This window comes from Pseudarthrobacter sp. PvP090 (genome assembly GCF_040547365.1).
Taxonomy (GTDB): Bacteria; Actinomycetota; Actinomycetes; order Actinomycetales; family Micrococcaceae; genus Arthrobacter.
The window spans coordinates 73,027-99,443 of the sequence record NZ_JBEPPO010000012.1 but is presented as its reverse complement, the minus strand read 5'-3'; the positions used below and the strand labels follow the sequence as shown (position 1 = coordinate 99,443).

The 26,417-nt window shown below is 67.6% G+C and carries 24 protein-coding genes and 2 tRNA genes; 22 read left to right on the top strand and 4 right to left on the bottom strand.

The window, feature by feature from the left end; all coding sequences use genetic code 11:
• Window positions 1-6 precede the first annotated feature (6 nt).
• From ABIC21_RS14900 to ABIC21_RS14870, 7 genes are all read left to right on the top strand, one after another.
• Entirely contained in the window at window positions 7-1,401 is a 1,395-nt protein-coding gene (locus tag ABIC21_RS14900; RefSeq protein WP_354351170.1) for a glutamate-5-semialdehyde dehydrogenase, read from the top strand.
• 80 nt (window positions 1,402-1,481) lie between these two features.
• Window positions 1,482-1,721 carry a hypothetical protein gene (locus ABIC21_RS14895; protein WP_354351169.1) on the top strand — a complete coding sequence of 80 codons (240 nt, stop codon included), beginning with the start codon at window positions 1,482-1,484 and terminating at the stop codon, window positions 1,719-1,721.
• 55 nt (window positions 1,722-1,776) lie between these two features.
• Window positions 1,777-2,421: a nicotinate-nucleotide adenylyltransferase gene (gene nadD, locus ABIC21_RS14890; RefSeq protein ID WP_502936009.1), complete on the top strand. Its 645-nt coding sequence runs from the start codon at window positions 1,777-1,779 to the stop codon at window positions 2,419-2,421.
• Between the two features lie 7 nt (window positions 2,422-2,428).
• The gene (locus ABIC21_RS14885; RefSeq protein WP_354351167.1) at window positions 2,429-3,808 is read left to right on the top strand and encodes a hypothetical protein; all 1,380 of its coding nucleotides are present in this window, start codon (window positions 2,429-2,431) and stop codon (window positions 3,806-3,808) included.
• A 117-nt stretch (window positions 3,809-3,925) separates the two neighbouring features.
• Entirely contained in the window at window positions 3,926-4,327 is a 402-nt protein-coding gene (gene rsfS, locus ABIC21_RS14880; RefSeq protein WP_354351166.1) for a ribosome silencing factor, read from the top strand.
• Between the two features lie 139 nt (window positions 4,328-4,466).
• Window positions 4,467-4,539, top strand: a tRNA-Ala gene (locus tag ABIC21_RS14875).
• A gap of 309 nt (window positions 4,540-4,848) precedes the next feature.
• Window positions 4,849-4,921, top strand: a tRNA-Ala gene (locus ABIC21_RS14870).
• Window positions 4,922-5,001: 80 nt separating this feature from the next.
• On the opposite strand, the gene ABIC21_RS14865 is transcribed toward ABIC21_RS14870, so the two are convergent.
• The gene (locus ABIC21_RS14865) at window positions 5,002-5,448 is read right to left on the bottom strand and encodes a DoxX family protein (RefSeq protein WP_354351165.1); all 447 of its coding nucleotides are present in this window, start codon (window positions 5,446-5,448) and stop codon (window positions 5,002-5,004) included.
• Window positions 5,449-5,615: 167 nt separating this feature from the next.
• Here ABIC21_RS14865 and ABIC21_RS14860 point away from each other — a divergent pair, with 167 nt between their 5' ends.
• The 4 genes from ABIC21_RS14860 to ABIC21_RS14845 all read left to right on the top strand — a co-directional run bounded on the left by ABIC21_RS14860 (window position 5,616) and on the right by ABIC21_RS14845 (window position 9,740).
• A complete protein-coding gene (locus ABIC21_RS14860; RefSeq protein ID WP_354351164.1) occupies window positions 5,616-5,969 on the top strand; it encodes a zinc ribbon domain-containing protein YjdM in 354 nt (117 codons plus the stop codon).
• A gap of 16 nt (window positions 5,970-5,985) precedes the next feature.
• On the top strand, window positions 5,986-7,146 hold the full coding sequence (locus ABIC21_RS14855; protein WP_354351163.1) for an NAD(P)-binding domain-containing protein: 1,161 nt from the start codon (window positions 5,986-5,988) through the stop codon (window positions 7,144-7,146).
• Between the two features lie 45 nt (window positions 7,147-7,191).
• Complete coding sequence (locus tag ABIC21_RS14850; RefSeq protein ID WP_354351162.1) at window positions 7,192-8,403, top strand: class I SAM-dependent methyltransferase; 1,212 nt, start codon at window positions 7,192-7,194, stop codon at window positions 8,401-8,403.
• A gap of 83 nt (window positions 8,404-8,486) precedes the next feature.
• Window positions 8,487-9,740, top strand: a complete 1,254-nt coding sequence (locus ABIC21_RS14845) for an ROK family transcriptional regulator (protein ID WP_354351161.1) — start codon at window positions 8,487-8,489, stop codon at window positions 9,738-9,740.
• Between the two features lie 34 nt (window positions 9,741-9,774).
• On the opposite strand, the gene ABIC21_RS14840 is transcribed toward ABIC21_RS14845, so the two are convergent.
• The gene (locus ABIC21_RS14840) at window positions 9,775-9,978 is read right to left on the bottom strand and encodes a hypothetical protein (protein WP_354351160.1); all 204 of its coding nucleotides are present in this window, start codon (window positions 9,976-9,978) and stop codon (window positions 9,775-9,777) included.
• A gap of 432 nt (window positions 9,979-10,410) precedes the next feature.
• Here ABIC21_RS14840 and ABIC21_RS14835 point away from each other — a divergent pair, with 432 nt between their 5' ends.
• Window positions 10,411-11,385 (top strand): methylenetetrahydrofolate reductase, encoded by a 975-nt coding sequence (locus ABIC21_RS14835; protein WP_354351159.1) that lies wholly within the window; start codon window positions 10,411-10,413, stop codon window positions 11,383-11,385.
• Between the two features lie 41 nt (window positions 11,386-11,426).
• A complete protein-coding gene (gene metE, locus ABIC21_RS14830; protein WP_354351158.1) occupies window positions 11,427-13,790 on the top strand; it encodes a 5-methyltetrahydropteroyltriglutamate--homocysteine S-methyltransferase in 2,364 nt (787 codons plus the stop codon).
• A 128-nt stretch (window positions 13,791-13,918) separates the two neighbouring features.
• Here the strand turns inward: metE and ABIC21_RS14825 are convergent, their stop codons facing one another.
• Window positions 13,919-14,425: a DUF2004 domain-containing protein gene (locus ABIC21_RS14825; RefSeq protein WP_354351157.1), complete on the bottom strand. Its 507-nt coding sequence runs from the start codon at window positions 14,423-14,425 to the stop codon at window positions 13,919-13,921.
• 99 nt (window positions 14,426-14,524) lie between these two features.
• Between ABIC21_RS14825 and ABIC21_RS14820 the strand changes: the two genes are divergently transcribed.
• Window positions 14,525-15,931, top strand: coding sequence for an aldehyde dehydrogenase family protein (locus ABIC21_RS14820; RefSeq protein ID WP_354351156.1), 1,407 nt, complete (start codon window positions 14,525-14,527; stop codon window positions 15,929-15,931).
• A 66-nt stretch (window positions 15,932-15,997) separates the two neighbouring features.
• Here ABIC21_RS14820 and ABIC21_RS14815 read toward each other — a convergent pair whose 3' ends face one another.
• The gene (locus tag ABIC21_RS14815; protein ID WP_354351155.1) at window positions 15,998-16,930 is read right to left on the bottom strand and encodes a LysR family transcriptional regulator; all 933 of its coding nucleotides are present in this window, start codon (window positions 16,928-16,930) and stop codon (window positions 15,998-16,000) included.
• Window positions 16,931-17,101: 171 nt separating this feature from the next.
• Here ABIC21_RS14815 and ABIC21_RS14810 point away from each other — a divergent pair, with 171 nt between their 5' ends.
• The 8 genes from ABIC21_RS14810 (at window position 17,102) to nrdF (ending at window position 26,392) form a co-directional block, all read left to right on the top strand.
• Window positions 17,102-18,487 (top strand): NAD(P)/FAD-dependent oxidoreductase, encoded by a 1,386-nt coding sequence (locus tag ABIC21_RS14810; RefSeq protein WP_354351154.1) that lies wholly within the window; start codon window positions 17,102-17,104, stop codon window positions 18,485-18,487.
• Window positions 18,484-19,215, top strand: coding sequence for a DUF1365 domain-containing protein (locus ABIC21_RS14805; protein WP_354351153.1), 732 nt, complete (start codon window positions 18,484-18,486; stop codon window positions 19,213-19,215). The genes ABIC21_RS14810 and ABIC21_RS14805 overlap by 4 nt, the downstream gene beginning before the upstream one ends.
• Window positions 19,212-20,585, top strand: a complete 1,374-nt coding sequence (locus tag ABIC21_RS14800) for a class I SAM-dependent methyltransferase (protein WP_354351152.1) — start codon at window positions 19,212-19,214, stop codon at window positions 20,583-20,585. Before ABIC21_RS14805 ends, ABIC21_RS14800 begins: the two co-directional genes overlap by 4 nt.
• Window positions 20,582-21,820, top strand: a complete 1,239-nt coding sequence (locus ABIC21_RS14795) for a class I SAM-dependent methyltransferase (protein ID WP_354351151.1) — start codon at window positions 20,582-20,584, stop codon at window positions 21,818-21,820. The genes ABIC21_RS14800 and ABIC21_RS14795 overlap by 4 nt, the downstream gene beginning before the upstream one ends.
• A gap of 533 nt (window positions 21,821-22,353) precedes the next feature.
• Entirely contained in the window at window positions 22,354-22,599 is a 246-nt protein-coding gene (gene nrdH / locus ABIC21_RS14790; protein ID WP_354351150.1) for a glutaredoxin-like protein NrdH, read from the top strand.
• Window positions 22,600-22,641: 42 nt separating this feature from the next.
• Complete coding sequence (nrdI, locus tag ABIC21_RS14785) at window positions 22,642-23,130, top strand: class Ib ribonucleoside-diphosphate reductase assembly flavoprotein NrdI (RefSeq protein ID WP_354351149.1); 489 nt, start codon at window positions 22,642-22,644, stop codon at window positions 23,128-23,130.
• 71 nt (window positions 23,131-23,201) lie between these two features.
• Window positions 23,202-25,322 (top strand): class 1b ribonucleoside-diphosphate reductase subunit alpha, encoded by a 2,121-nt coding sequence (nrdE, locus tag ABIC21_RS14780; protein ID WP_354351233.1) that lies wholly within the window; start codon window positions 23,202-23,204, stop codon window positions 25,320-25,322.
• A 95-nt stretch (window positions 25,323-25,417) separates the two neighbouring features.
• Window positions 25,418-26,392, top strand: a complete 975-nt coding sequence (nrdF, locus tag ABIC21_RS14775; RefSeq protein ID WP_024368367.1) for a class 1b ribonucleoside-diphosphate reductase subunit beta — start codon at window positions 25,418-25,420, stop codon at window positions 26,390-26,392.
• Window positions 26,393-26,417: the final 25 nt, after the last annotated feature.

Genomic DNA, 26,417 nt, shown 5'->3' with positions numbered 1-26,417 from the left:
GGAAGCATGACTGAGGCCCTGACCCCCCGCTCTGCCGTGCTCGCCGAAAAGCTGTTCGCCGAAGGTCTGCTCCCCGCGGACGGACCGGCGGACGCCACCCGCGATGCCGGCCCGGACACTGCACCGGAAAACGGCGCGTCAGTCGACGTCGAGGCAGCCGTCCACGCCATCGCCGACCGCTCGCGCCAGGCCGCGCGCAGGATGGCCGGCGCCAACCGGGCCTGGAAGGACCGCGGGCTGCGCGCCATCGCATCCGCGCTGCTGGAACGCAAGGCCCAGATCCTCGCCGCCAACACCACGGATGTCGCCGCCGGCAAAGCCAACGGCACGTCCGCGGCCATGCTGGACCGGCTCACTCTCACGGACGCCCGCATCCAGGGCCTCGCCGCCGCGCTGGAGAACCTCGCCAACCTGCCCGATCCCGTCGGCAACGTGGTCCGCGGCCAGACCCTGCCCAACGGGCTCCGGCTCCGCCAGGTCAACGTGCCCATGGGCGTCGTCGCGGCCATCTACGAGGCGCGCCCCAACGTCACCGTGGACATCGCCGGGCTCGGCCTGAAGAGCGGCAACGCCGTCATCCTGCGCGGCGGGACCGCCGCCGCCGCGACCAACGCCGCCCTCGTCACCGTGCTCCGCGACGCCCTCGATTCCGTAGGCCTGCCCGCCGACGCCGTGCAAAGCGTCGACCAGTACGGCCGCGACGGCGCCAATGCCCTGATGCGCGCCCGCGGCCGCGTCGACGTCCTGATTCCCCGCGGCGGCCGGGAACTGATCCAGTCCGTCGTGACCAACGCCAAGGTCCCCGTCATCGAGACCGGGGAAGGCAACGTGCACATATTCCTGGACGCCTCCGCGAACGAGGACATGGCCGTGGAGATCCTGCTGAACGCCAAGACCCAGCGGCCCAGCGTCTGCAACACCGTGGAAACCCTGCTGGTCCACTCCGCGTCGACTGTGCTGCCCGCCGTCGCCGCAGCACTGCGCGCCGCCGGCGTCACCCTGCACGCCGACGAACGGATCCGCGCCGCGCTGCCGGCCTCGGTCGACTCGGTCCCCGCCACGGACGAGGACTGGGCCACCGAATACATGGACCTGGACCTCGCCGTGGCCATGGTGGACAGCCTCGACGACGCCGTCAAGCACATCCGCACGTGGTCCACCGGCCACACCGAAGCCATCCTGACCAATGACCTCGGCAACGCCGAACGCTTCATTGCCGAGGTGGATTCGGCCGCCGTTATCGTCAACGCCTCCACCCGCTTCACCGACGGTGGCGAACTGGGACTGGGCGCCGAGGTCGGCATTTCCACCCAGAAGCTGCACGCCCGCGGGCCGATGGGCCTGACGGAACTGACCACCACCAAGTGGATCGTCCAGGGCGAGGGCCAGATCAGGGCCTAGCAACGCTGTAACATGGAACAGAAGTCCGGAACGGCGGGGATACCCGCCGTCGTCAAATCTTAAACTCACTAGGGGAGAACATGCTGTCGCAGCAGATCGCCACAATCGTCGCCGCCGCTGGCGAATCAGGCCACGAGGAACTGGCGCCGCTTATTGCACCGCCGTTCGTCATCGGCGCCATCATGTTCGCGGTCCTGCTGGTCATGCTGTTCATCACGCTGTCCTACTCCAACCTGGGCAAGCGCCACGAAGCCGTCGAGGAGCACGCGGACCCGCACCGCCAGCACCCGAACAAGCACGATCACGGCCAAGGGCACTAATATTTCCGCCATCGTGAAGCAGCGTGGCGCCAAGCGCCGCCTGCGCCTGGGTGTGATGGGCGGCACGTTCGACCCCATCCATCACGGGCACCTTGTCGCGGCCAGCGAGGTCGCGGCCAAGTTCGACTTGGACGAAGTGGTCTTCGTGCCCACGGGCCAGCCCTGGCAGAAGATGAGCAAGAAGGTCAGCGAGGCCGAGCACCGCTACCTCATGACCGTCATCGCCACGGCCTCGAATCCCCGCTTCACCGTCAGCCGGGTGGACGTGGACCGGCCCGGGCCCACATACACGATCGACACCCTGCGCGACCTGCACACCCTGCGCCCGGACGCGGACCTCTTCTTCATCACCGGCGCCGACGCCCTGGCCCAGATTCTGTCCTGGAAGGACATCGACGAACTCTGGTCCCTGGCGCACTTCGTCGGGGTGACCCGGCCGGGCCACGTGCTGGACGGAATGGGCCGCAAGGACGTCAGCCTGCTCGAGGTTCCCGCCATGGCGATCTCCTCGACCGACTGCCGCACCAGGGTCGCGGCAGGGAACCCCGTGTGGTACCTCGTCCCCGACGGTGTGGTCCAGTACATCGCCAAATACGGGCTGTACGGCGGCGACCCCGACACCGGGGACACCTCCGCCGGCAATGGCGCCGCCCGCTATGACCGAAGCACCGAGATAGCCCAACCCGCCAGCACCGAATGAGTTTGCAATGAGTCAGGAACAGCCACCAATCCGCAGCCGCCGCCAACTGCGGCAGGCCAGAGATGAACGCCCGGAAGCGAACCAGGAGCCCGGTACTCCAGGTCCCGGCGCGGTTCCCCCTGCCTCAAACAACCCTGCCTCCAGCATCCCCGCCGCTCCGCGGCCTGCCAGTATTGTTCCCCCCGGCGGTGCTGCCCCCGGCGTCGTCGACCCCGGCGAGCCCACGGAGGCGGAAGTCACCGGACGCCGCCGAAATGCGGGCCCCGTGGACTCAGTCCGCACCACGGCCGGATCCGAGCGGTCCTCTCAGGTCCGTGCCCGGGACCGCGCCACGTTGCGCACCATCAAGGAACTCGCCGAAAAAGAAGGCAATCTGTCCGGTGGCGGACCGCCTACCAGGCGCCAGCTTCGGCTGCTGCAGCTGGCTGCCGAAACGGCCCCGGCTACCTCAGCCAACCTGATTGTCCCTGCTTCCCCACGGACGCGGGCCACCCCGGCCGTTCCCCCGCGCGGCGCCGCTGCCGGTGCGCCGGCAGCCCCCGCCGTGCCGGACGCGGCGGCCGCGCAGCCCGCCGTGGAGCGCGCTCCCGCTGATGGCGCCAAAGCCCCCGGGCAGAAGTCCGACGGCGGCACTGCCGGCCGGGGTGGTCAGGGACCCGTTGGCATGACCGTGGAACAGGCCCTCGCCGCGCGGGAACTGCTGGCCCAGCAGGCCCAAAACCAGCTGGCCAAAATGGAACACATCAACGCCACTGACCCGGAAGCCGTCGATCCGGACGTGCTGGCGGAGCAGATCGCCTTGGCCGAACGGGCCGCCGTGCTGAACCGCCGCGCCGCAGCGAAACAAAAACTTGCCGAACAGAACACCAAGCCCGATCCGGTTCGGAACGACCCGACCACGGCCAACAACCTGGCCATGGTCACCCCCCTGGAGTTCGTCCAGGTGCCCGGCGTGGAGCGGCCCGTCTTGAAGCGTCCTGCCACGTCCTACGTACCCGTCGCCACCAATCCGGGTCCCCGGGTTGAGCAGCCCCGGAAGTCCGGCAACCGCCGTCCGGTTCCCTCCCGCCAGCGGGGTACAGGCACCACCGGCCGCGCCGGCGTGCTGGCACGAGCCGATGCCGCTGCCCAGGCTGCCTCCGCGCCGCCCCAAGCACTGTCCCGCCCCACGGCCGGGAACCCTGCCGCGCCCCAGGCGGACGAGGACTTCGCCGGCAGGTCACCCGTCGCCGCAACCACCGCCCACGGGCTTGAGCCACTCGACGCGGACACCGCTGGGCTGGGCAGGGCGCGGCGGCTCCGCCTCGTGCAGCTCGCGGTGCTAGCCCTTGGCGTGATTGCGCTGATTGTCGGCATCATGCTGATCATCACCGGCCTATCCGGCTAGCCACCCTCGTTCCCGGCCCCGCCGCTGCGGCCCGCGGCCGTTCCACGCATATCCGCCACACAAGCTTTTTCACCCACCAAGCTTTTTCACAACAAGCTTTTCCCAACAAGGAGTCCCGTGACTGCAACACAATCAGCCATCGCCACAGCCCGACACGCAGCCCGAGCTGCCGCGGAGAAACTCGCCGAGGACATCATCGCGATGGACGTCAGCGAACGGCTTGCCCTGGCCGACATCTTCCTGATTGCCTCCGCACCGTCTGAGCGCCAGGTCAACGCCATCGTTGACGGCATCGAAGACGAACTCTCCAAGTTCGAACTCAAGCCGATCCGCCGTGAAGGACGCTCCGGCGGCCGCTGGGTCCTGCTGGACTATGGCGACATCGTTATCCACGTCCAGCACGAGGAAGACCGTGTGTTCTACGCCCTTGAGCGTCTCTGGAAAGACTGCCCCGTCGTGGACCTGCAGCTGGGGGATGACGCCTCCGCCAAGGCCGCGGCATCCTCCGAAGCGGAGTAGCAGGGGAGCACCACGGAATATTCCCGATTTGGAATTTTCCGAAAGGCTGTTCTAAGATATTTGAGTTGCTTCGGAGAGATCCGGACCAAAAAGCCGGAACCGAAAGCGTTAGCTGACGGGTTCGGAGCAACGAAAATTCGGGGCTGTGGCGCAGCTGGTAGCGCACCTGCATGGCATGCAGGGGGTCAGGGGTTCGAGTCCCCTCAGCTCCACCGGATAATCCGCCGGAATCGAAAGATTCCGGCGGATTTTTTTGTGTGCGGAGTTGGTCGGGCTGCTGCGGTCCGGGGGCACTTTGACACGGACACGCCGCGGACACCGGACCCTGGGGGGCCGGAACCGTGTCCAAAAGCGCCCCGGACGGCGGAGGCGCTGCCAGCCACGACCCGGAAAGTGACGGCCTGCCGGAACTTTTGCCACGCGAGGGCGCGCCGATTCGCGTGAACGGGAAATGTGGTTTAAGATAAACAGGTTGCTTCAGGGAAGACGGTCCTTTACGGGACAGTTTTGCCGGGCAGTTCGGGGCTGTGGCGCAGCTGGTAGCGCACCTGCATGGCATGCAGGGGGTCAGGGGTTCGAGTCCCCTCAGCTCCACCGAAGAGGTCCTGCTCACTGAGCAGGACCTCCTTTGTTTTTGCGGATGACTTAACCGTGACTTGCGCGCCCCGGCGCCCTCAGCCGGAGCGCTGGCCGGTCCGTCTCTCCCGCCAGGCCCGCCACGCGCCCGTGGACCAGAGGGCCCACAGCACCAGAAACGGCTGGAACAGCAGGCGAGTCCCGCGGCTCAGGTCCGAATTGAGTCCGAACGCATCGGTGCCCGTGGCGAACTGCGAAAAGTTGCCCGGGAAGACCAGGACGAAGAAGGCCGCCACCATCCAGCCGAGGGCCACCCGCCGTCGCCTGATCAGCAGCAGACCCAGCCCCAGGCTGATCTCCACCAGCCCGGAGGCAACCACAACGAAGTCCACGTCCAGCGGCAGCCAGGGCGGCACCTGGGCTCGGAACGCCTCACGGCTCCAACCCAGGTGGCTGACACCGGCCAGGACCAGGAATCCGCCCAGCAGCAGCCGGCCGGCGGTCCGCAACCCCGAGCGCAGCCAGGACTCCGCGGCGGGCGGCACTGGCCGGTGGGATGGAGGCCGGTGGGATGGAAGACTGCGGGATGGAACCGGACCGGGGGACTGGACTGGGCTGTCGGCCATGAGGTGCCGCCTTCACTCTGGGGAAACCAGCTTAGCAATCCGGCCCGACCGGCCCTTCGTGCGCCCGCTCGACTAAAGTTGGGGACGTGAACGAGACCCTGCCCCCGTGCCCCGAATGCTCCAGCGAATACACGTATGAGATGGGGGCGCTCCTGGTCTGCCCCGAATGCGCACACGAGTGGTCACCGGCCGCGGAGCCGGGGGCAGAGGGCCAGGAAGCCAAGCCGATCAAGGACGCCGTCGGGAACATCCTGGCCGACGGGGACACCGTCACGGTCATCAAGGACCTCAAGATCAAGGGCAGCTCCACCGTGATCAAGGTCGGCACCAAGGTCCGCGGCATCCGGCTCGTGAACGGCGTCGGCGACCACGACATCGACTGCAAGGTGGACGGCGTTGGACCCATGCAGCTGAAATCCAGCGTGGTCAAGAAGATCTGACCGGGACCCGATCAGCGTGACCTCAGGGACGGACGACCCGGTCCGGTCCGCCGACGTCGTTGTTATCGGCGCCGGCCAGGCCGGACTATCCGCCGCGTACCACCTGCAGCGCCGGGGCCTCATCCCGGCCGGGACGGCACCGGAACACTTGGATCCCGCGGCCGGTCCGGCCAGGAGCTACATAGTCCTCGACGCCGAAGACGGCCCCGGCGGTGCATGGCGCCACCGCTGGAAGAGCCTCAGGATGGCCACCGTGAACGGCATCAGCGACCTGCCGGGCATCGCGCAGCCTTCCGTGGATCCCGAGGAGGCCAGTTCCAGCTTCCTCACCCGGTACTTCGGCGGCTACGAACGCCAACTTGCGCTGTCCATCGAACGTCCCGTCAAAGTCCGCACCGTCTCGCGGGAGGACAGCGACGACGGCGGGCGGCTGCGGATCTCCTCGTCCCGAGGCGAATGGTCCGCCCGGGCCGTCATAAACGCGACCGGCACCTGGACGCGGCCGTTCTGGCCGATCTACCCGGGACAGGCCACGTTCCGCGGCCGGCAGCTGCACGTGGCGGACTACGTCGCCGCGGAGGACTTTCGCGGCCGGCACGTGATTGTGGTCGGCGGCGGAATCTCGGCCGTCGGCCTGCTCGACGAGATCTCCCAGGTCACCACCACCAGCTGGTTCACCCGCCGGGAACCCGTCTGGCGGGACGCCGCCTTTGACCGGCAGGCCGGGCACGACGCCGTCGCGCTGGTCGAGGAACGCGTCCGGCAGGGACTGCCGCCCCAGAGCGTGGTCGCCGTGACCGGCCTGATCTGGACCCCAGGACTGCGGGCGGCCGCCGCGCGGGGTGTGCTGGAGCGCCACCCCATGTTCACCGGCATCGAGCCCGGCGGAGTGCGGATGGCGGACGGCAGCTTCCTGGCCGCCGACGTGATCCTCTGGGCCACCGGATTCCGGGCCGAGCTGGAACACCTCGCCCCGCTGCACCTGCGCGGCCCCGGCGGCGGGATCGCCATGGACGGCACCCAGGTGGCCGCGGAGCCGCGCGTCCACCTGGTGGGCTACGGACCCTCCTCCTCCACGATCGGCGCCAACCGGGCCGGACGGGCCGCGGTAACGGGCATCCTGCGTTTCCTGGGGGAGCAGGATAAGTTTGCAGGGGCCCTCACCTCCCACCCTTAACACCCTGACCCACCAACCTGACTCACAAAAGGCGGCAGCTCGCGCGTGGCGGACAACACTCTTGATTCCCTCTTCTCCCGGCTGGGCAGGTTCCCGGACGTGGAGGCGGTCAACCTGCAGGCCTGGGACGCCACGGACCGGCTCTTGCTGGACACCGCCGTCGACCTGCTCGCGGCCGGGGTTCTTCAGCCCGGCAGCAGGCTCGCCGTGGTGGGGGACCGCTACGGGGCACTGACCCTGGGTGCCCTGGCCCTCGACGCTGTCCGCCCTCCCGCCGCCTCTGACACCGCTGACTCTGACGGCACCATCGGCTGGGCCGGCCCGGTCCGGGTGCACCAGGACCTCATCACCGGCGAGCATGCCCTCCGCCGCAACGCTGGGAAGCTCGGCAGCTCCGGCGGCTTCGAACAGTTGCCGCTTGGCGCCGGGCTCCTGTCCGGGGCCGGCGTGGTGCTCCTCCAGCTGCCCAAGTCCCTGGCGGAGCTGGAGGAAATTGCCGACGCCGTCGCCCGCCACGCCGCGCCCGACGTCGTGCTGCTGGCCGGCGGCCGGGTCAAGCACATGAGCCTGGGCATGAACGCGGTGCTGGAGCGCCACTTCAGCGAGGTCCAGCCCCAGCGTGCCCGGCAAAAATCCCGGATCCTGCTGGCCCGCGGCCCCAGGCCCGCCACCGGCGCCCCGCCGTTCCCGGTCACGGAGGCCAACACCGAGCTGGGCCTGACCGTGTGCGCCCGCGGGGCCGTGTTTGCCGGGACCGGGCTGGACATCGGCACCCGGTTCCTGCTGGAGTTCCTGCCGCAGATGCCGCCGGCACGGCACGCCATCGACCTCGGCTGCGGCACCGGGATCCTCGCCGCCATGTACGCCCGCGGCAACCCCGGGTCACGGGTCACGGCCACGGACCAGTCCGCGGCCGCCGTCGACTCGGCCAGGGCCACGGCGGAAGCCAACGGCCTCGCCGCCCAGGTCACGGTCCTCCAGGACGATGCCATGGCCTCCCTGCCGGACGCCAGCGCCGATCTGATCCTGCTCAACCCGCCCTTCCACGTCGGGGCCGCGGTGCATGCCGGGGCCGGCCTCAAGCTGATCGAGGCGGCCGGACGGGTCCTCGCACCGGGCGGGGAACTCTGGACGGTGTTCAACAGCCACCTGCACTACCAGCCCGCGCTGCAGCGGCTGATCGGCCCAACCCGCGAGGTCGGCCGGAACCCGAAATTCACTGTGACGGCCAGCGTACGGAAAACCACCGAAGTGTGAAGCGGGGCGTGGGGCCGGTCACAGGGACGTAACGTACGATTCTGAGATAAGCAGTGCATCGCCAAAGACGTTTAGGGGTATCAGTGACTGAGATCCGCCAGTCCTCGCCGAGGCGCGGAACCAATTTGCCCCGGATGGGGGACTTCAACCTCACGGTCATCCTCGATGCCATCAGGCGTTCCCCGGCCGGCCTCAGCCGGGTGGAGCTGGCCCAGATCGTCGGGCTGTCCCCGCAGACGATCTCCAATATCTCCCGCCGGCTGCTGGACCAGGACCTGATCTATGAGGCCGGCAAGGAAGGCACCGGACCGGGCAAACCGCGGACCATGCTCCGGCTCAAGTCCTCCGGCATGTACGCCGTGGGCGTCCACCTGGACCCGGCCGTGACCACGTTCGTGGTGCTGGACCTGGTCGGCGCCGTGGTGAAACACTCCCGGATCAAGACTCCGGCCGGCAGCGATCCCGGGGCCGTCATCGACACCATCGCCGCCGAAATCAAGCAGCTCATCTCGGAATCCGGCGTCGACCCGGCCCGGATCGCCGGCCTGGGGATCGCCTCGCCCGGACCGATTGACCTCGAGGAGGGCACCGTCGTCGACCCTCCGCTCCTGCTCGGCTGGGACCGCGTGCCGCTCCGCGACGCCCTGGCCGAAGCGACCGGGCTGTCCACCATCGTGGACAAGGACGTGACCAGTGCCGCCGTGGCCGAAACCTGGGCGGGCGGTCCCAGCGGCGCGGGCAGCTTCGTCTTTATGTATATGGGCACCGGAATCGGCTGCGGGATCGTGCTCAATGACGAGGTGGTGCGCGGGACCTCGGGCAACGCCGGGGAGATCGGGCACATCATCGTTGATCCCGACGGCGCACCCTGCGACTGCGGCCAGCGCGGCTGCGTCAAGTCGACCTGTATTCCCCAGGTGCTGGTGGCCCGGGCCGTCGAAGCCGGGGTCCTGAGGGGTCCGCTCGAGGCCGTGACGGGTCCCGCCATCCAGGAGAGCTTCGCCGCACTGTGTGCCGCCGCCGCCGGCGGCGACGCGAGGGCGGAGGCGATCATCGACCACTCCGCCGTCCTTGTGGCCCGCGCCGTCTCGACCGTCACCAACGCCCTGGACGTGGACCGGGTGGTGTTCGGCGGCCCCTTCTGGACCTGCCTCTCGCAGCGGTATCTCGAACGGATCCCGGAGCTGGTCCGGGAAGGCAGCGCCACCCGGAGAATCCATGAGATCGAGGTGGTCGGCACCGGCGTCGGCGAGGATGTCGGCGCGATCGGCGCCGCCTGCCTCGTGCTGGAGCACACGCTGGCACCCCGCTCGCAGCGCCTCCTGCTGGAGGGCTAGAGCCGGCCGGCGGACCGGCCCCCGGGCCGGTGAGTCAGTCGATGTCCTCGACGACGGTGCCGAAGGGGATGGTCTCGTCCACGTGTGCCTGGTGGCCGGTGGGGCCGGGGTTGTACGTGACCCGGACACCGTGCGACTTGTCCGCCGAGGACTGCATCAGGATCGGCCGGACGGTGTTGATGAAACTCTCGCTCTTGCCGGCGAGATACTCCTGGTAGCTGGCTGGAAGCTGGATCATGGCAAAAGGATAGTCCTGCGCGGGCACGATGGGGAGTGCCGGCGTCCAACGGCACACAGCACGGGACCGCCCACGGACAACCCCTGACGACCATCCGGGCGAAGAATATTCTGTCCCGAGATGAAATATGCCGTAAAGCTGCGTCTTAATTCGGGGGCCGACTTGAACGGCCTCCCGGGTCGCCCGTAGAGTTCTATCCAAGTTACCTCAGTAACGTGTCAGCGATCCTCCGCTCACGGCCAGCCCCACGGCGGCCCAGGAGGGTGTGGGTGCCCCCATGTGGGCCTGACATTTGCTCACGGACAACTTCGTATCAGGCGTAACAGTCGCGGCTGCGCCCTGCTGGAGTTTCCTCCGTGTTCCCCAAACTCAATTCACCGACGGTCCCCGTTTTCCGGGCCCAGCCGTCAGTGTTCACAGCCAAGGACGCAAATGTCTCCACCAAGCCTTATTGACACCCATCCAAATCTTGCCGGTACGGCGCCCGTCGCGCTGTCCTATGAACTGTTCCCGCCGCGGTCGCCCGCGGCCGCCGAATCGCTCTGGACCACCATCGGCGAACTCGAGGCCACGGACCCGGACTACGTGTCCGTGACCTACGGCGCCAGCGGATCCAACCGGAACACCGCCGTCGAGCTCATCAACCGCCTCGTCCAGGAAACCACCCTGCGGCCGCTGGCGCACCTGACCTGTGTGGGGAACTCCCCGCAGGAGCTCGCCGAGATCATCGGCGAACTGCTCGACGTCGGCGTGCGCGGCATCCTGGCCCTGCGCGGCGACCAGCCCAAGGACGGCGGGGCCCCTGCCGAGGGTTCGCTGCGCTACGCCCAGGACCTGATCGAGCTCATCCGCCGCGTCGAACAGCGCCGCTCCGCGATGCTCTGCGCCGGCAAGGTCGCCGTCGGTGTCGCCGCGTACCCCACCCGTCACCCGGAATCCCCGAGCGAGGCGCACGACGTCGAGGTGCTGCTGGCCAAGCAGCGCTCCGGCGCCGACTTCGCCATCACCCAGGTCTTCTTCCACACCGAGCAGTACGCGGACCTGCTGACCCGGGCACGCCGGGCCGGAGTCACCATACCGATCATCCCGGGCGTTATGCCGCTCATCAGCCTCCGCCGGCTCGCCCGGCTCAGCGAGCTGACCGGCGTCGAACCGGACCCCGTCCTCATTGAACGGCTTGCCGCCGCGGAGACCGACGCCGAACGCACCCGGATCGGGGTCCGCGCCACCGTGGACCTGGCCAACGCGGCCCTGGACGCCGGCGCCCCCGGTCTGCACCTCTACACCTTCAACGAACACACGGCCGCCCTCGACGTGCTGGACAAACTCGCCCTTCCCCGCCCTCAAAGAGGCAACCGGCACAGTAGCCACCAGCGCACGGCCGGCCGCCGCCAGCTCGCCAGCTGACCTCGCCAGCTAGCCACCCCACCAACGCTTAGGACTTTCCCATGACTGCACAGAACACTGCCACCAGCAAGACCCCCTTCCCGTCCGCCTCCATCCTGGGGTACCCGCGGATCGGCCGCCGCCGTGAACTCAAGAAGGCTGTGGAGGCCTACTGGGCCGGCAAGATCGACGCCGCCGCCCTCGACGCCGCCGCCAAGGAGATCCAGCTCGGCACCGCCAGGCGCCTCCAGGGCCTGGGCCTGACCGAAGCCGCCGCCGTCCCCGGCACCTTCTCGTACTACGACCAGGTGCTCGACGCCGCCGCCCACCTCGGCGCCGTGCCCGCCCGCTTCGGCAACCTCCTGAACGCCGGCGGCCAGTTGGACATCGACGGCTACTTCACCCTGGCCCGCGGCAACAAGGACCAGCAGCCGCTGGAAATGACCAAGTGGTTCGACACCAACTACCACTACCTCGTCCCGGAAATCGGCCCGGAGACCAACTTTGCGCTGACCTCCAGCCGCATCGTCGAGGAATTCGCATACGCCCTCGCCAACGGCGTGGAAACCCGCCCGTACATCGTCGGCCCGGTCACCTTCCTGCTGCTGAGCAAGGCCTCCGACGACGCCCCGGCCGGCTTCAGCCCGCTGTCCCGCCTCGAGGACGTGCTGCCGGTCTACACCGCCCTGCTGGAGAAGCTGGCCGGCGCCGGCGCCGGCTGGGTCCAGCTCGACGAGCCCGCCCTCGTGGTGGACCAGGACACCCCGGCCGCCGAGATCCAGGCCGCCGTCGCCCGTTCCTACGAGGTGCTCTCCGCCGCCGCCAACCGCCCGCAGCTGTTCGTCTCCACCCCGTACGGTGCGCTCAACGGCCAGCTCGGCACGCTCGCCGCGACGGGCATCGACGCCCTGCACCTGGACGTCTTCAAGGGCGCCGTTCCCTCCGCCGCTGCACTGGCCGCCCTGGGCAACAAGACCCTCGTCGCCGGCGTCGTGGACGGCCACAACATCTGGCGCAACGATCTTGCCGCCTCCGCGCAGAAGATCGCCGAACTGAAAAAGTCCGTCGCCACGCTGGCCGTCAGCACCTCCACCTCCACCCAGCACGTCCCGCACGACGTCGACGAGGAAGTCCAGCTCTCCGCGCAGCTGCGCAGCTGGCTGGCCTTCGCCGACCAGAAAGCCACCGAGGTGGTCACCCTCGCCGGCCTCCTGACCGACCCGGCAACTGGTGTTCAGTCAAGGGATGTCCAGCCGGCCATCGATGAGGCCACGCGCATCATCGCCGACCGCGCCGCCGCCGGCGGTGTCCGCCGCGCCGAGGTCCGGAACCGGACCGCCGCGCTCACCGACGCCGACTTCAGCCGTTCCGAGTACGGCGTCCGCGAGGCCGCGCAGACCGAGGCCCTGCACCTGCCGCCGCTGCCGACGACCACCATCGGCTCCTTCCCGCAGACCGGGGAAATCCGCACCGCCCGGGCCCGCGCCAACAAGGGCGAGCTCAGCACTGAACAGTACGAACAGCTCATGAAGGACGAGATCAAGCGCGTCGTGGAGCTGCAGGAAGAGCTCGGCTTCGACGTCCTGGTCCACGGCGAGCCCGAGCGCAACGACATGGTCCAGTACTTCGCCGAGAACCTCGAGGGCTTCGACGTCACGGTGCACGGCTGGGTCCAGTCCTACGGCTCCCGCTGCACCCGCCCCTCGATCCTGTGGGGCGACGTTACCCGCAGCGCCCCCATCACGGTGGAATGGGCCCGGTACGCGCAGTCCCTGACCAACAAGCCCATGAAGGGCATGCTCACCGGACCGGTCACGATCCTCGCCTGGTCCTTCGTCCGCGATGACCAGCCGCTCGGCGAGACCGCCAACCAGGTGGCCCTGGCCCTCCGCGACGAAATCGCCGACCTCGAAGCCGCCGGCATCAAGGTCATCCAGGTGGACGAGCCCGCCCTCCGCGAGCTCCTGCCGCTGCGCAAGGCCGACCAGGCCGCATACCTGGACTGGTCCGTGAAGTCCTTCCGCCTCGCCACCGCCGGCGCCAGGGACGCCACGCAGGTCCACACACACCTGTGCTACTCCGAGTTCGGCGCCATCATCGACGCGATCGACGGCCTCGACGCCGACGTCACCTCGATCGAGGCCGCGCGCTCCCGCATGGAGGTCGTCCACGACCTGGAGTCCCACGGCTTCGGCCGCGGCGTGGGCCCGGGCGTCTACGACATCCACTCGCCGCGCGTCCCGGGCGAGCAGGAAGTCACCGAACTGCTCAGCACCGCCGTCAAGCACGTGCCGTCCCGCCAGCTCTGGGTCAACCCGGACTGTGGCCTGAAGACCCGCGGCTACGCCGAGACCGAAGAGTCCCTGCGCAACCTGGTCCACGCCACAAAGACGGTCCGCGCCGAACTGCTGCAGGCAGCCAAGTAGCAGGCTGAACCAACGACGGCGGCCGGCCACCCTTCAAGGGTGACCGGCCGCCGTCGTCCGTTCTACTCATCGATTGCTGAGCAACCGCCCTTTTGAACGCTCATAAGGGCCGTTGCGGAGCAGTCGATTCAGGATTCCCAGAGGATCTCGTCGTCCACGACGCCGTCCTCGTCAGCGGAGGCAACCAGGATCTCGTCGGTGAAGTGCTGGCCGAGCGTGAAGTCCAGGACGAAGTAGCGCTCCGGCTGGCCGGGGTAGATGCCCACGTGGCCGAGCTTCAGTGCCTTGAGGAAGACCGCGTCGGTGAGCTGGCTCTTGTCCTCGACGCCGAAGACCTTCTTCAGGTGCTCTTCCTTGATGGCGTTGCAGTGGAAGTGCCGGTACTCCTGCGGGCTGGTGCCCTCCTGCTGCAGTTCATCGGCGATCATTTCGCGGACCTGGTCCACGAGTTCGGGCAGGAAGCGCAGCCGGTAGTCAACCTTGTGCATCGCCGCTTCGTCGAAGTGGTCATGCGCATTGACATTCAGGTCAAGCTCCACGGTCTGGCCCGCCAACTCATGCTTGGCAGTGAGATTGTGGTCCCTTCCATGGTTGAGCTCAACCTCTCCGAAGTGCTTGCTCGCTACCTTGTTCATACCTTCAACATAGTCCTCAAATCCGGCCCGTTCCAGCATTCCCAAGGTTTTATCCGGTACTGCACCCGGCCGGACGCCCGGGGCCGGTACATTAAGCGGATGCAAACCATTGCCCCCGCCGTCGCCCGCGCCCGTGAACTTTACGACAGCGGCGCCACCCGTCCACTGGCCTGGCGGCTGGAGCAGCTCGGCAGCCTGCGCCGGATGCTGGCCGAGCGCCGCACGGAATTTGCCGACGCGCTGGCCAGCGACCTGGGCAAGCACGCCACGGAATCCCTGCTGACTGAAATCGGCTTTGTCACCGCCGAAGCCGCGCACCTGGAGAAGAACCTCGAGGCCTGGCTGCGGCCCCGGCCCGTCGCCGTGCCGCTCGCCGTCCAGCCCGCCAAGGCCTGGACCGAACTGACCCCGCTGGGGGTGGTGCTGGTGATCGGCCCGTGGAACTACCCGCTGCAGCTGCTGCTCGCACCGCTGGCCGGCGCCCTCGCCGCCGGCAACACCGTGGTGCTCAAACCCAGCGAACACGCCCCCGCAACCTCGGCCGCACTGGCCCGCTGGATCCCGGAATACCTGCCCGGCGCGGCGGAGGTGGTCCAGGGCGGCATCCCGGAAACCACCGCCCTGCTGGCGATGCGCTTCGATCACATCTTCTTCACCGGCGGGGAAGCTGCCGCCAAGGTGGTGCTGCGCGCCGCGGCCGAGCACCTGACGCCGGTGACCCTGGAACTGGGCGGCAAGTCCCCGGCCTACGTGGACTCCACCACCGACCTGGCCAAGGCGGCCAAGCGGCTCGCGTGGGGCCGGTTCATGAACGCCGGGCAGACCTGCGTGGCGCCGGACTACATCCTGGCCACGGAGGACGTGCTGGTTCCGCTGGAGCGCGAGCTCGTCACGGCGATCGGCGCGCTCTTCGGCACGGACTCCTCCCGCAGCGAGTCCTACGGCCGGATCGTCAACGACCGGCACTTCGCACGCATCGCCGCCCTCGCCGACGGCAGCACCGTGGTCCACGGCGGCGAACGGGACGCCGCCAGCCGCCACTTCGCCCCGACCCTGCTGCGCCCGGCCCCCGGGGACACCGTCATGGGGGAGGAGATCTTCGGCCCGCTGCTGCCGCTGGTGCCGGTCGCCGGGAGGGACGAGGCCATCCGGATGATCAACGACGGCGCCAAGCCGCTCGCGCTGTACGTGTTCAGCAACGACGCCGGCACCCGCCGGGCCTTCGCCGAACGCACCTCCTCGGGGGCGCTGTGCTTCGACGTCCCGGCGGCCCACCTGATGGTGCCGGGGCTGCCCTTCGGCGGCGTCGGCGGCAGCGGCATGGGCGCCTACCACGGGGAGCATTCACTGCGGACGTTCTCGCATGAGCGGTCCACCCTGGCCAAGACCTTCCGGCCGGACACCCTGGAACTGATCTACCCGCCCTACACCAGGACCAAACACCGGATCATCAGCGCGCTCGCCGGGATGGGGACCGGGCTCCGCAAGCGGCTCCGGACGCGCTGAACTCCGCGCTGAATCAACCCGAACTCTGCGCTCTCAGCCCTGGCCCAGCCCTGACTCAGTCTTGACTCAGCCTTGGCGCTGGGCGGCCTGCTTCAGGGCCGGGGAGTTGAAGGTGTCGGCCAGGAGTTCGACGAAGAGCTGGACCTGGGCGGTCTGCTTTTCGTTGATCAGCAGGGCAAAGACGTTGCGGGCAAGCCGGATCTCGGGCACGTCGAGCACCACCACGCCGGCGGGGCGGTGCAGCAGGGCCAGCTCGGGGACCAGCGCCGCGCCCAGCCCGGCCGCGGCCATCTCGAGGCTCGCATGGAAGTCATCGCTGTAAGCCACGACCCGGGGGTGCAGGTTGCAGCTGGCGAAGAGCCGCTCGATCACCGTGGCGTCGGACGTGCCGGGGTGGTGCACAATCCACGGCATGTCGGAGAGGTGGTCCGCCGCGACTTTCGACTCCGTGCCGATGCCCCAGGCTGCCGGCAGCACCACCCGGAAGTCGTCGTCGCCGATCCACTGCCGGTTCACGGTGTGCGGCCAGGCGAGGCCGGACTGCCCCACCTGGTAGACGAGGGCGACGTCGAGTTCGCCGCCGGTGCGCAGGCCCTGGATGGTCTGGGCGGGCTCGGCCACGGAGACCCGCAGGTCGATGCCAAGCTTTTTCCAGGCCGGGTTCGCCAGGATTCGCGGCAGCACGAAGGTCGCCAGGCTGGGGAAGATGCCGAGCCGGAGCTCCTGCCGGGTGGTATCCCCGGTGCGGGAGGCCGCCGCCATGAGCGCGTCGATGTCGGTGAGGACCTTGGCCGCATGCCGGGTCATGACCAGGGCCGCGTCGGTGGGCTGGATGCTGCGGGCCGAGCGCTGGAACAGTTCGACGCCGGTGTCGCGTTCCAGGGCGGACATCTGCTGGGAAACAGCCGACGCCGTGTAGCCGAGCCGGGTGGCGGCGGCCGCGAAGGAGCCCAGCCGGGTCACTTCGACGAGGGTCCGCAGATGGACGGGGTTAATCAAAGGTCTGCCCTTCGCAGGTTCCGGTGAGGCGGGACCGCAATCCCGCTTCATTCTGGCACATTGGTTCGAAGCGAAAAGCTGGAAAGTCGTACACATCCGTCCGCCCTCCGGCGACGAATTGCCCATAAGACGATTCAGGCAATCGATGAACCAGCCAACAGGAGCAGATCAGTGTCAGATGCAGCAGGGATTCCCGAGGGCCGGCGCGTAGCCGTGATTGGCAGCGGCGTGGCGGGACTGACCGCCGCCTACGTCCTGAACCGGCACGACACCGTGACCCTTTTCGAAGCCGACTCCAGGCTTGGTGGCCACGCCCACACCCACGACGTCCCGCAGGCCGGCGGGCCCGTGCTCGGGATCGACACCGGCTTCATCGTCCACAACGAACGGACCTACCCCACGCTGCTGCGGCTCTTCGCCGAGCTGGGTATCGAAACACAGGACTCGGAAATGAGCATGTCCGTCCGCTGCGACGGCTGCGGCCTGGAATACGCCGGCGCCCGGGCCAAGGGCCGCGGCATCCTTCCCCGGCCCTCCACCCTGCTGCGCGGACGCTACCTGCTGATGCTGCTCGAGGTGATGCGCTTCTACCGCAAGGCCCGCGCCCTGCTCGCCGAGGAGAACAGTTCAGGCGAGCCGGAGCTGACCCTGGGGGAGTTCCTGGCGCGGGAGAAGTTCAGCAGCTACTTCATCTCGCACTTCATGACCCCGGTTGTCAGCGCGGTCTGGTCCTGCGACCCCACCACCGCCCTGGCCTACCCGGCCCGCTACCTCTTCACTTTCCTGGGCCACCACGGACTGCTCGGCGTCTCGGGCTCACCGCAGTGGCGCACCGTCACCGGCGGCTCGCGCAGCTACGTGGACAAACTCGCCGCAACACTGCCGGACATCCGCCTTTCCAGCCCGGTCACCGGAGTGCGCCGCCATGCGGACGGGGTGGAGTTGACCGCCAGCACCGGCTCGGGAACATTGACCACCGAGACCTTCGACGCCGTCGTGATCGCCACCCACCCGGCCCAGGCACTGGGCATGCTCACCGACGCCTCGCCGTCCGAGGAGGCCGCGCTCGGCGGGATGCCGTACTCGGTCAACCACACCGTCTTCCACCGCGACGCCGCCGTGCTCCCTTCCAGCGACAACGCCAAGGCGTCCTGGAACTACCGGCTGCCCGCCTGCGACGCCCGGCCGGACAAGGTGCTGGTCAGCTACGACATGACCCGGCTGCAGCGGCTGGCGCCTGCGGACCTCGGGCGCTACATCGTTAGCCTGGGCGAATCAGAACTGATCGCGGACAATACCGTGATCGAGCGCATGGTCTACGAACACCCGCAGTACACCCCCGATTCCCTCGCAGCCCAGCAGCGGATCCTCGCCCTCGGCGACGACCGGCTCGCCTTCGCCGGCGCCTACCACGGCTGGGGTTTCCACGAGGACGGCGCCCTCTCCGGGGTCCGGGCCGCGGCGCGCCTCGGACGCGAGTGGGACGACGCCGGCGTCGCGCTTGATACGGTTTCCCTGGACCCGGACCTGCAGACCGTCCCCGCGGAGGGCTCATGAGCGCAACAGCTGCCATCTACCGCACCTCCATCGCGCATGTGCGGCGCACCCCGCTGAAGAACGCGTTCACCTACCGCAGCTACAGCTGGTATGTCAACGTCGACCGGCTGCCCGCGCTGCCCCGCCTGCTCCGGCCCCTCGCCGGCTTCCGCGTCGCGGACCACCTCGGCGACCCGGACGGGACCCTGCGCGGCAACGTCGAGGCGTTCCTGGCCACCCGGGGGATTGACCTCGGCGGCGGCCGGATCACGATGCTCGCCAGCGCCCGGGTGTTCGGGCACGTGTTCAATCCGCTGAGCCTGTTCTGGTGCCACGACGCCGCCGGGGAGCTGCGCTGCGTGCTCGCCGAGGTCCACAACACCTACGGCGAACGGCACTGCTACCTCCTCGAAACGGACGGCGCCGGCCGGGCCAGCGTCCCCAAGGCGTTCTACGTCTCACCGTTCAACGACGTCGAAGGCCAGTACCGGATGAAACTCCCGGAACCCGGCGACCGGCTCGCCGTCTCGATCGTCCTCGAACGCGAGGGGCAGCAGCCCTTCGTTGCCAGCATGGACGGCGAACGCCACGACGCCACCGTGCGGAACATCCTCGCCGCGGCGCTCGCGGTCCCGCTGGCACCCCTGCGCGTCTCGGTGCAGATCCGCTGGCAGGGCATCAAGCTTTGGGCACGCCGGCTGCCCCTCATCAAACGACCACACCACCCTTCACAGGAGGCAGTTCAGTGACTATGACCGAAGCGACCGGATCCGGCGCCGCGCGCCGGACCAACGAGGCCGCAGCCCCCTACACCGTCCCGCAGCCGCCCGCCGTGGTCGACGCCGGCATCTGGCCCAGCGTCGCCGCCGTCCCCTCCGGCCTGAAGGTCGCCGTCGCCGGCCGCGTTGCAGAGGCCATTTTCAAGGCCGCGGTCCGCCGCCTGCCGCTGGAGGTCCGCTACCCTGACGGCACCGTACTGGGCAAGGCGGCCGCACCCGGGCACACGTACCCCGTGATGACCCTGAACCGTCCCGAGGCGTTCGCGGCCCGGCTCGGCGACGGCGGACTGATCGGCCTGGGGGAGTCCTTCATGGCCGGAGACTGGGACGCCGATGACCTCACCGCCGTCATGGAGGTCTTTGCCGCCCGGGTGGGAACGCTGGTGCCCGAGCCGCTGCAGAAACTCCGAGCCCTCTACCTGCCGCGCCAGCCGCGGAAGGAACGCAACACCGAGCAGAACACCCGCTCGAACATCTCCCGGCACTACGACCTCTCCAACGAACTCTTCGCCACGTTCCTCGACGAGACCATGACCTACTCCAGCGCGATTTTCCCGGAATCCGGCGAGGCGCTGAAGGGCGTCGGCTGGAACGGCCTGGCCGCCGCGCAGCAGGCCAAGATCGACCGGCTGCTGGACAAGGCCGGCGTCGGGCGGGGCACCCGGGTGCTGGAAATCGGCACCGGCTGGGGCGAGCTCGCTCTCCGGGCCGCGCAGCGCGGCGCCACCGTCTACTCCGTCACCCTCTCCAGCGAGCAGCAGGAGCTGGCCCGCAAGCGCGTCGCCGACGCCGGCTACACCGACGCCGTCACGATCGAGCTCAAGGACTACCGCGCGGTCGAGGGCGAGTACGACGCCGTCGTGTCCGTGGAGATGATCGAGGCCGTCGGCTTCGAGTACTGGGCCACGTACTTCCAGACCATCGAACGGGTCCTGGCCCCGGGCGGGAAGGTTGCCATCCAGGCCATCACCATCGCCCACGACCGGCTGCTGGCCACCCGCTCCAGCTACACCTGGGTGCACAAATACATCTTCCCGGGCGGCGTCATTCCCTCCGTGCGGGCCATCGAGGACATCACCGAGAAGCAGACCGGACTGCGCGTGCGCGAACGCCTCGCGATCGGGGAGCACTACGCCCAGACCCTGCGGCTCTGGGAGGAGCGCTTCATGGCCCGCTCCGCCGACGTCCAGGCACTGGGCTTCGACGAAATCTTCCAGCGCATGTGGCTGTTCTACCTCTGCTACTCCCGCGCGGGCTTCGAGACCGGCTACCTCGATGTGCAGCAGATCGTGCTGGACCGCCGGACAGCAGGCGAGGCCACTTACGGATCCAACGCATGACGGCGCCGCTCGCGGCGCTGATCGAGGAGGTCCTGCGACCGCTGGCCGGCGGGGACCTGCCGGTCCGGCTCGTGGTCTGGGACGGCAGCGAGGCCGGCCCGGCCGGCGCCCCCGTCGTCCGGCTGAACTCACCGGACGCCATCCGGCGGCTGCTCTGGGCGCCCGGGGAACTCGGCGCCGCCCAGGCCTACGTCACCGGGGAACTGGACGTCGACGGCGACCTCAACTCGGTGCTCGAGCACCTCTGGAAAGTGGTCCGGGACCGGGGCCTCTCCGGCGTCCGGCCCACCCCCGCGGTGCTGGCCGGGGCCGCACGGATTGCCCGCGCCGCCGGGGCGCTCGGGCCGCCGCCCCCGCCGCCGGCCAGCCAGGCCAGGGTCAAGGGCAGGCTGCACAGCCTGATCCGCGACCGCGCCGCGATCAGCCACCACTACGACCTCAGCAACGACTTCTATGCGCTGATCCTGGACCCGCAGATGGCCTACTCCAGCGGGTACTGGACAAATTCATCAGCAAACTACGGGCTGGAGGACGCGCAACGGGACAAACTGGACCTGGTCTGCCGCAAGATCGGCCTCAAACCGGGGATGCGGCTGCTGGATGTCGGCTGCGGCTGGGGATCGCTGAGCCTGCACGCCGCACAGCATTACGGCGCCGAGGTCGTCGGCGTCACCCTGTCCGGGGAGCAGAAGGCGTTCATCGACGCCCGCATCCGCGAACGCGGCCTCGAAGGGCATGTGGAGATCCGGATCCAGGACTACCGGGAGATCCCGGACGGGCCGTTCGACGCCGTCGCCTCCCTGGAGATGGGTGAACACGTCGGCCAGCGGAACTACCCCGTCTACGCCGCCGCGCTGTTCAACAACGTCACGCCCGGCGGGCGGGTGCTGGTCCAGCAGATGTCCCGGCGCGGCAGGCACCCCGGTGGCGGACCGTTCATCGAGGCCTTTATCGCCCCGGACATGCACATGCGTCCGGTGGGGGAGACGCTGGGATTCCTGGAGGACGCGGGCCTGGAGATCGAGGGCGTGCAGGGCATGCGCCGGGACTACGTCCGGACCCTCGAAGCCTGGTACGCGAGGTTCGAGGAGAACCATGCGGCCGCCGTCGCGATGATGGGCGAGGAGATCGCCCGGGTCTGGCGGCTCTACCTCGTGGGCGCGCTGCGCAGTTTCGCCGAGCGCCGGATGGGCGTGGAGCAGGTCCTCTGCAGCAGGCCGGAGGCCGGAAGGTAGGCAGCGAAGGCCTACCCCCTGGCAACTGCTGTTAGGCACCTCACGTTCTAAGAAGGCGGGCACCCCCGGGTGCCCGCCTTCTGCGTGTTTGCGGACACCATATCTAGTGCTTAATCGCACTCCGGACCTTCGGGGCCGCGGCCGCGACACGCCGTCTGCCGGGCGACACGCAGGGGAGTTAATTGTGCAAAGGTACTCCACAGCCTGTGGATTTCGTCCGGCAAAACGGCGGAAATCCGGACATTTTGAGGCACCCCGCCTGTGGACTGGCGGTGCATTAAATGACATACTTGTAATACATCATCTTGGGGTCCACGTCGGGCTCTTGCACTACATGTAGTATCGACATACAGTTCCAGCGGAGCAGCAGTGCTCGCCAGGCAAGGCCAGTATCGGATCAGGATTCCTGTCCCGGAGCGGCCCGCCCGGACTACTGGCACCACAGACGCAACAGAGACTCAGCTCAACAGCAGCGGCTCCTACGCAGTACACATTTCGCAGTACCAAAGACTTCAACAAAGGGGACAGGGACCATGACCGTAACGGTTTACACGAAGCCGGCCTGTGTTCAGTGCAACGCGACATACCGCGCGCTGGATAAGAAGGGCATCACCTACCAGAGCGTCGACATCTCGCAGGATGCGGATGCCCTCGAGCGCCTGAAGGCCCTCGGCTACATGCAGGCCCCGGTTGTCGTCACCGACCAGGACCACTGGTCCGGATTCCGCCCCGACAAGATCGAAGAACTGGCGCAGGCACACGCCGTCGCCGTCGCCTGAACCGCTTCGAACGAAAACACGTCAGATGAGGTGAATTACTCCATGGCACTGGCAACAGCCGCCGCGACGCCGACAGCCGGCGCCGGGCAGGTGACCGCAGACGCCCGGACCACCGCCAGCCATCTCATCTACTTCTCCTCCTCCTCGGAGAACACCGCACGCTTCATCAGGAAGCTGGGCGTCGACGCGGCCCGGATCCCGCTCCATTCGAGGGAACCCGCGCTTGTGGCCACCGAGCCCTACGTGCTGGTGCTTCCCACCTACGGCGGCACCGGGGGAGAAGGGTCCGTTCCGAAGCAGGTCATCCGCTTCCTGAACGATCCGCGCAACCGGCAACAGCTCCGGGGAGTGATCGGGGCGGGCAACACGAACTTTGGGGACAACTACTGCATGGCCGGCGACATCATCGCCGCCAAATGCCAGGTCCCGCACCTATATCGATTCGAACTCATGGGGACGCCGGAAGACGTCAGCCGAGTACAACAAGGATTGGAAGAATTTTGGACACGACTGTCGCAGACACAGAAGTAACCGGCTCCGCCATGAAGCCCGCCGCCAAGACCGCCGTCGAGAAGCACACCGTCCCCGGTGAGAAGCCGGCCATGCCGGCCGCCTACCAGGGCCTGGGCTACCACGAGCTCAACGCGATGCTGAACCTCTACGGCCCGAACGGGGAGATCCAGTTCGAGGCGGACCGTGAGGCGGCGCACCAGTACTTCCTGCAGCACGTCAACAACAACACCGTGTTCTTCCACGACCTTGAGGAAAAGCTCGACTACCTCGTGAAGAACGAGTACTACGAGCGCGAGACCCTCGACCAGTACACGATGAACTTCATCCGCGAGCTCTACAACCGCGCCTACAAGAAGAAGTTCCGCTTCGAGACCTTCCTCGGCGCCTTCAAGTTCTACACGTCCTACACGCTGAAGACGTTCGACGGAAAGCGCTTCCTGGAGCGCTACGAGGACCGCGTCTGCATGGTGGCCCTGCACCTGGCCCGCGGCGACGAGCAGCTCGCGCTGCAGATGGTCGACGAGATCATCGAGGGCCGCTTCCAGCCGGCCACCCCGACCTTCCTCAACGCCGGCAAGCGCCAGCGCGGCGAGCTGGTCTCCTGCTTCCTGCTCCGCATCGAAGACAACATGGAGTCGATCGGCCGTTCCATCAACTCCGCCCTGCAGCTGTCCAAGCGCGGCGGCGGCGTGGCGTTCGCGCTGACCAACATCCGCGAGGTCGGCGCGCCGATCAAGCAGATCGAGAACCAGTCCTCCGGCGTCATCCCCGTGATGAAGCTCCTCGAGGACAGCTTCTCCTACGCCAACCAGCTCGGTGCCCGCCAGGGTGCCGGCGCGGTGTACCTGCACGCGCACCACCCGGACATCTACCGCTTCCTGGACACCAAGCGCGAGAACGCGGACGAGAAGATCCGCATCAAGACCCTCTCGCTCGGCGTCGTCATCCCGGACATCACCTTCGAGCTGGCCAAGAAGGACGAGGACATGTACCTGTTCTCGCCGTACGACGTCGAAAAGGTCTACGGCATGCCGTTCTCCGACGTCTCGGTCACCGAGAAGTACTACGAGATGGTGGACGATTCCCGGATCAAGAAGACCAAGATCAAGGCGCGCGAGTTCTTCCAGACCCTCGCCGAAATCCAGTTCGAATCCGGTTACCCGTACATCATGTTCGAGGACACCGTGAACCGGGAAAACCCGATCGACGGCAAGATCATCATGTCCAACCTGTGCTCCGAGATCCTCCAGGTCTCCCAGCCCACGACGTACCACGATGACCTGTCCTACGACCAGACCGGCAAGGACATCTCCTGCAACCTGGGTTCGCTGAACATCGCCAAGACCATGGACTCGCCGGACTTCGGCCTGACCATCGAGACGGCCATCCGCTCGCTCTCGGCCGTCTCGGACATGTCCAACATCACCTCGGTGCCCTCGATCGCCCGCGGCAACGACCAGAGCCACGCGATCGGCCTGGGCCAGATGAACCTGCACGGCTACCTGGCCCGCGAGCGGGTGCACTACGGCTCCGAAGAGGGCCTGGACTTCACCAACATCTACTTCTACTCGGTGGTGTACCACGCGGTCCGCGCCTCCAACCGCCTGGCGATCCAGACCGGCCAGACGTTCGGCGGCTTCGAGAAGTCCAAGTACGCCTCGGGCGAGTTCTTCGACAAGTACACGGACCGGGAATGGGTCCCGCAGACCGCCAAGGTCGCGGAGCTGTTCAAGAACATCCACATCCCCACGCAGGATGACTGGCGCGAGCTGAAGGCTTCCGTCATGGAGCACGGCATCTACAACCAGAACCTGCAGGCCGTCCCGCCGACGGGCTCGATCTCCTACATCAACAACTCCACCTCCTCGATCCACCCGGTGGCGTCCAAGATCGAGATCCGCAAGGAAGGCAAGCTGGGCCGCGTGTACTACCCGGCCCCGTACCTGACGAACGACAACCTGGAGTACTACCAGGACGCGTACGAGATCGGCTACGAGAAGGTCATCGACACCTACGCCGCCGCCACCCAGCATGTGGACCAGGGCCTGTCCCTGACGCTGTTCTTCAAGGACACCGCCACCACGCGCGACATCAACAAGGCCCAGATCTATGCCTGGAAGAAGGGCATCAAGACCATCTACTACATCCGTCTCCGCCAGCTCGCGCTGGAAGGGACGGAGGTTGACGGCTGCGTCAGCTGCATGCTGTAACCGATATCGGTTGATTTTGCTGGGGTACGACGGCGGGCGCCCGCCCGCCGTCGTACGCTTTAACTAAAGAACTAACCCAACTTTTAGGGGATGACATGACCGAGAAGGTCAAGCTGCTTAGCCACGTTGAAGCCATTAACTGGAACCGCATCCAGGATGACAAGGACGTCGACGTCTGGAACCGCCTGGTCAACAACTTCTGGCTGCCGGAGAAGATCCCGCTGTCCAACGACGTACAGTCGTGGGCGACGCTGACCCCGGACGAGCAGCAGCTCACCATGCGCGTGTTCACTGGCCTGACCCTGCTGGACACCATCCAGGGCACCGTCGGCGCCGTCTCGCTGATTCCAGACGCGATCACCCCGCATGAAGAGGCTGTCTACACGAACATCGCCTTCATGGAGTCCGTGCACGCCAAGAGCTACTCCTCCATCTTCTCCACGCTGGCCTCCACCAAGGAGATCGACGAGGCATTCCGCTGGTCCACCGAGAACGTGAACCTGCAGAAGAAGGCCCAGATCGTCATGGACTACTACCAGGGCGACGATCCGCTGAAGCGCAAGGTGGCTTCCACGCTGCTGGAGAGCTTCCTGTTTTACTCGGGCTTCTACCTGCCGATGTACTGGTCCTCGCGGGCCAAGCTGACGAACACGGCCGACCTGATCCGCCTGATCATCCGCGATGAGGCCGTGCACGGCTACTACATCGGCTACAAGTTCCAGAAGGGCCTGGAAGGCCTGTCCGAGGAGCGCAAGCAGGAGATCAAGGACTACACGTTCGAGCTGCTCTTCGAGCTGTACGAGAACGAAGTCCAGTACACCCACGACCTCTACGACTCCGTTGGCCTGGCCGAGGACGTCAAGAAGTTCCTGCACTACAACGCCAACAAGGCGCTGATGAACCTCGGCTACGAGGCCATGTTCCCGGCCTCCGTCACCGACGTGAACCCGGCGATCCTGTCCGCCCTGTCGCCGAACGCGGACGAGAACCACGACTTCTTCTCCGGGTCGGGTTCGTCGTATGTGATTGGCAAGGCTGTCAACACTGAGGATGACGACTGGGACTTCTAGTCCCCTATCGTTGTGAGGTCGGAGG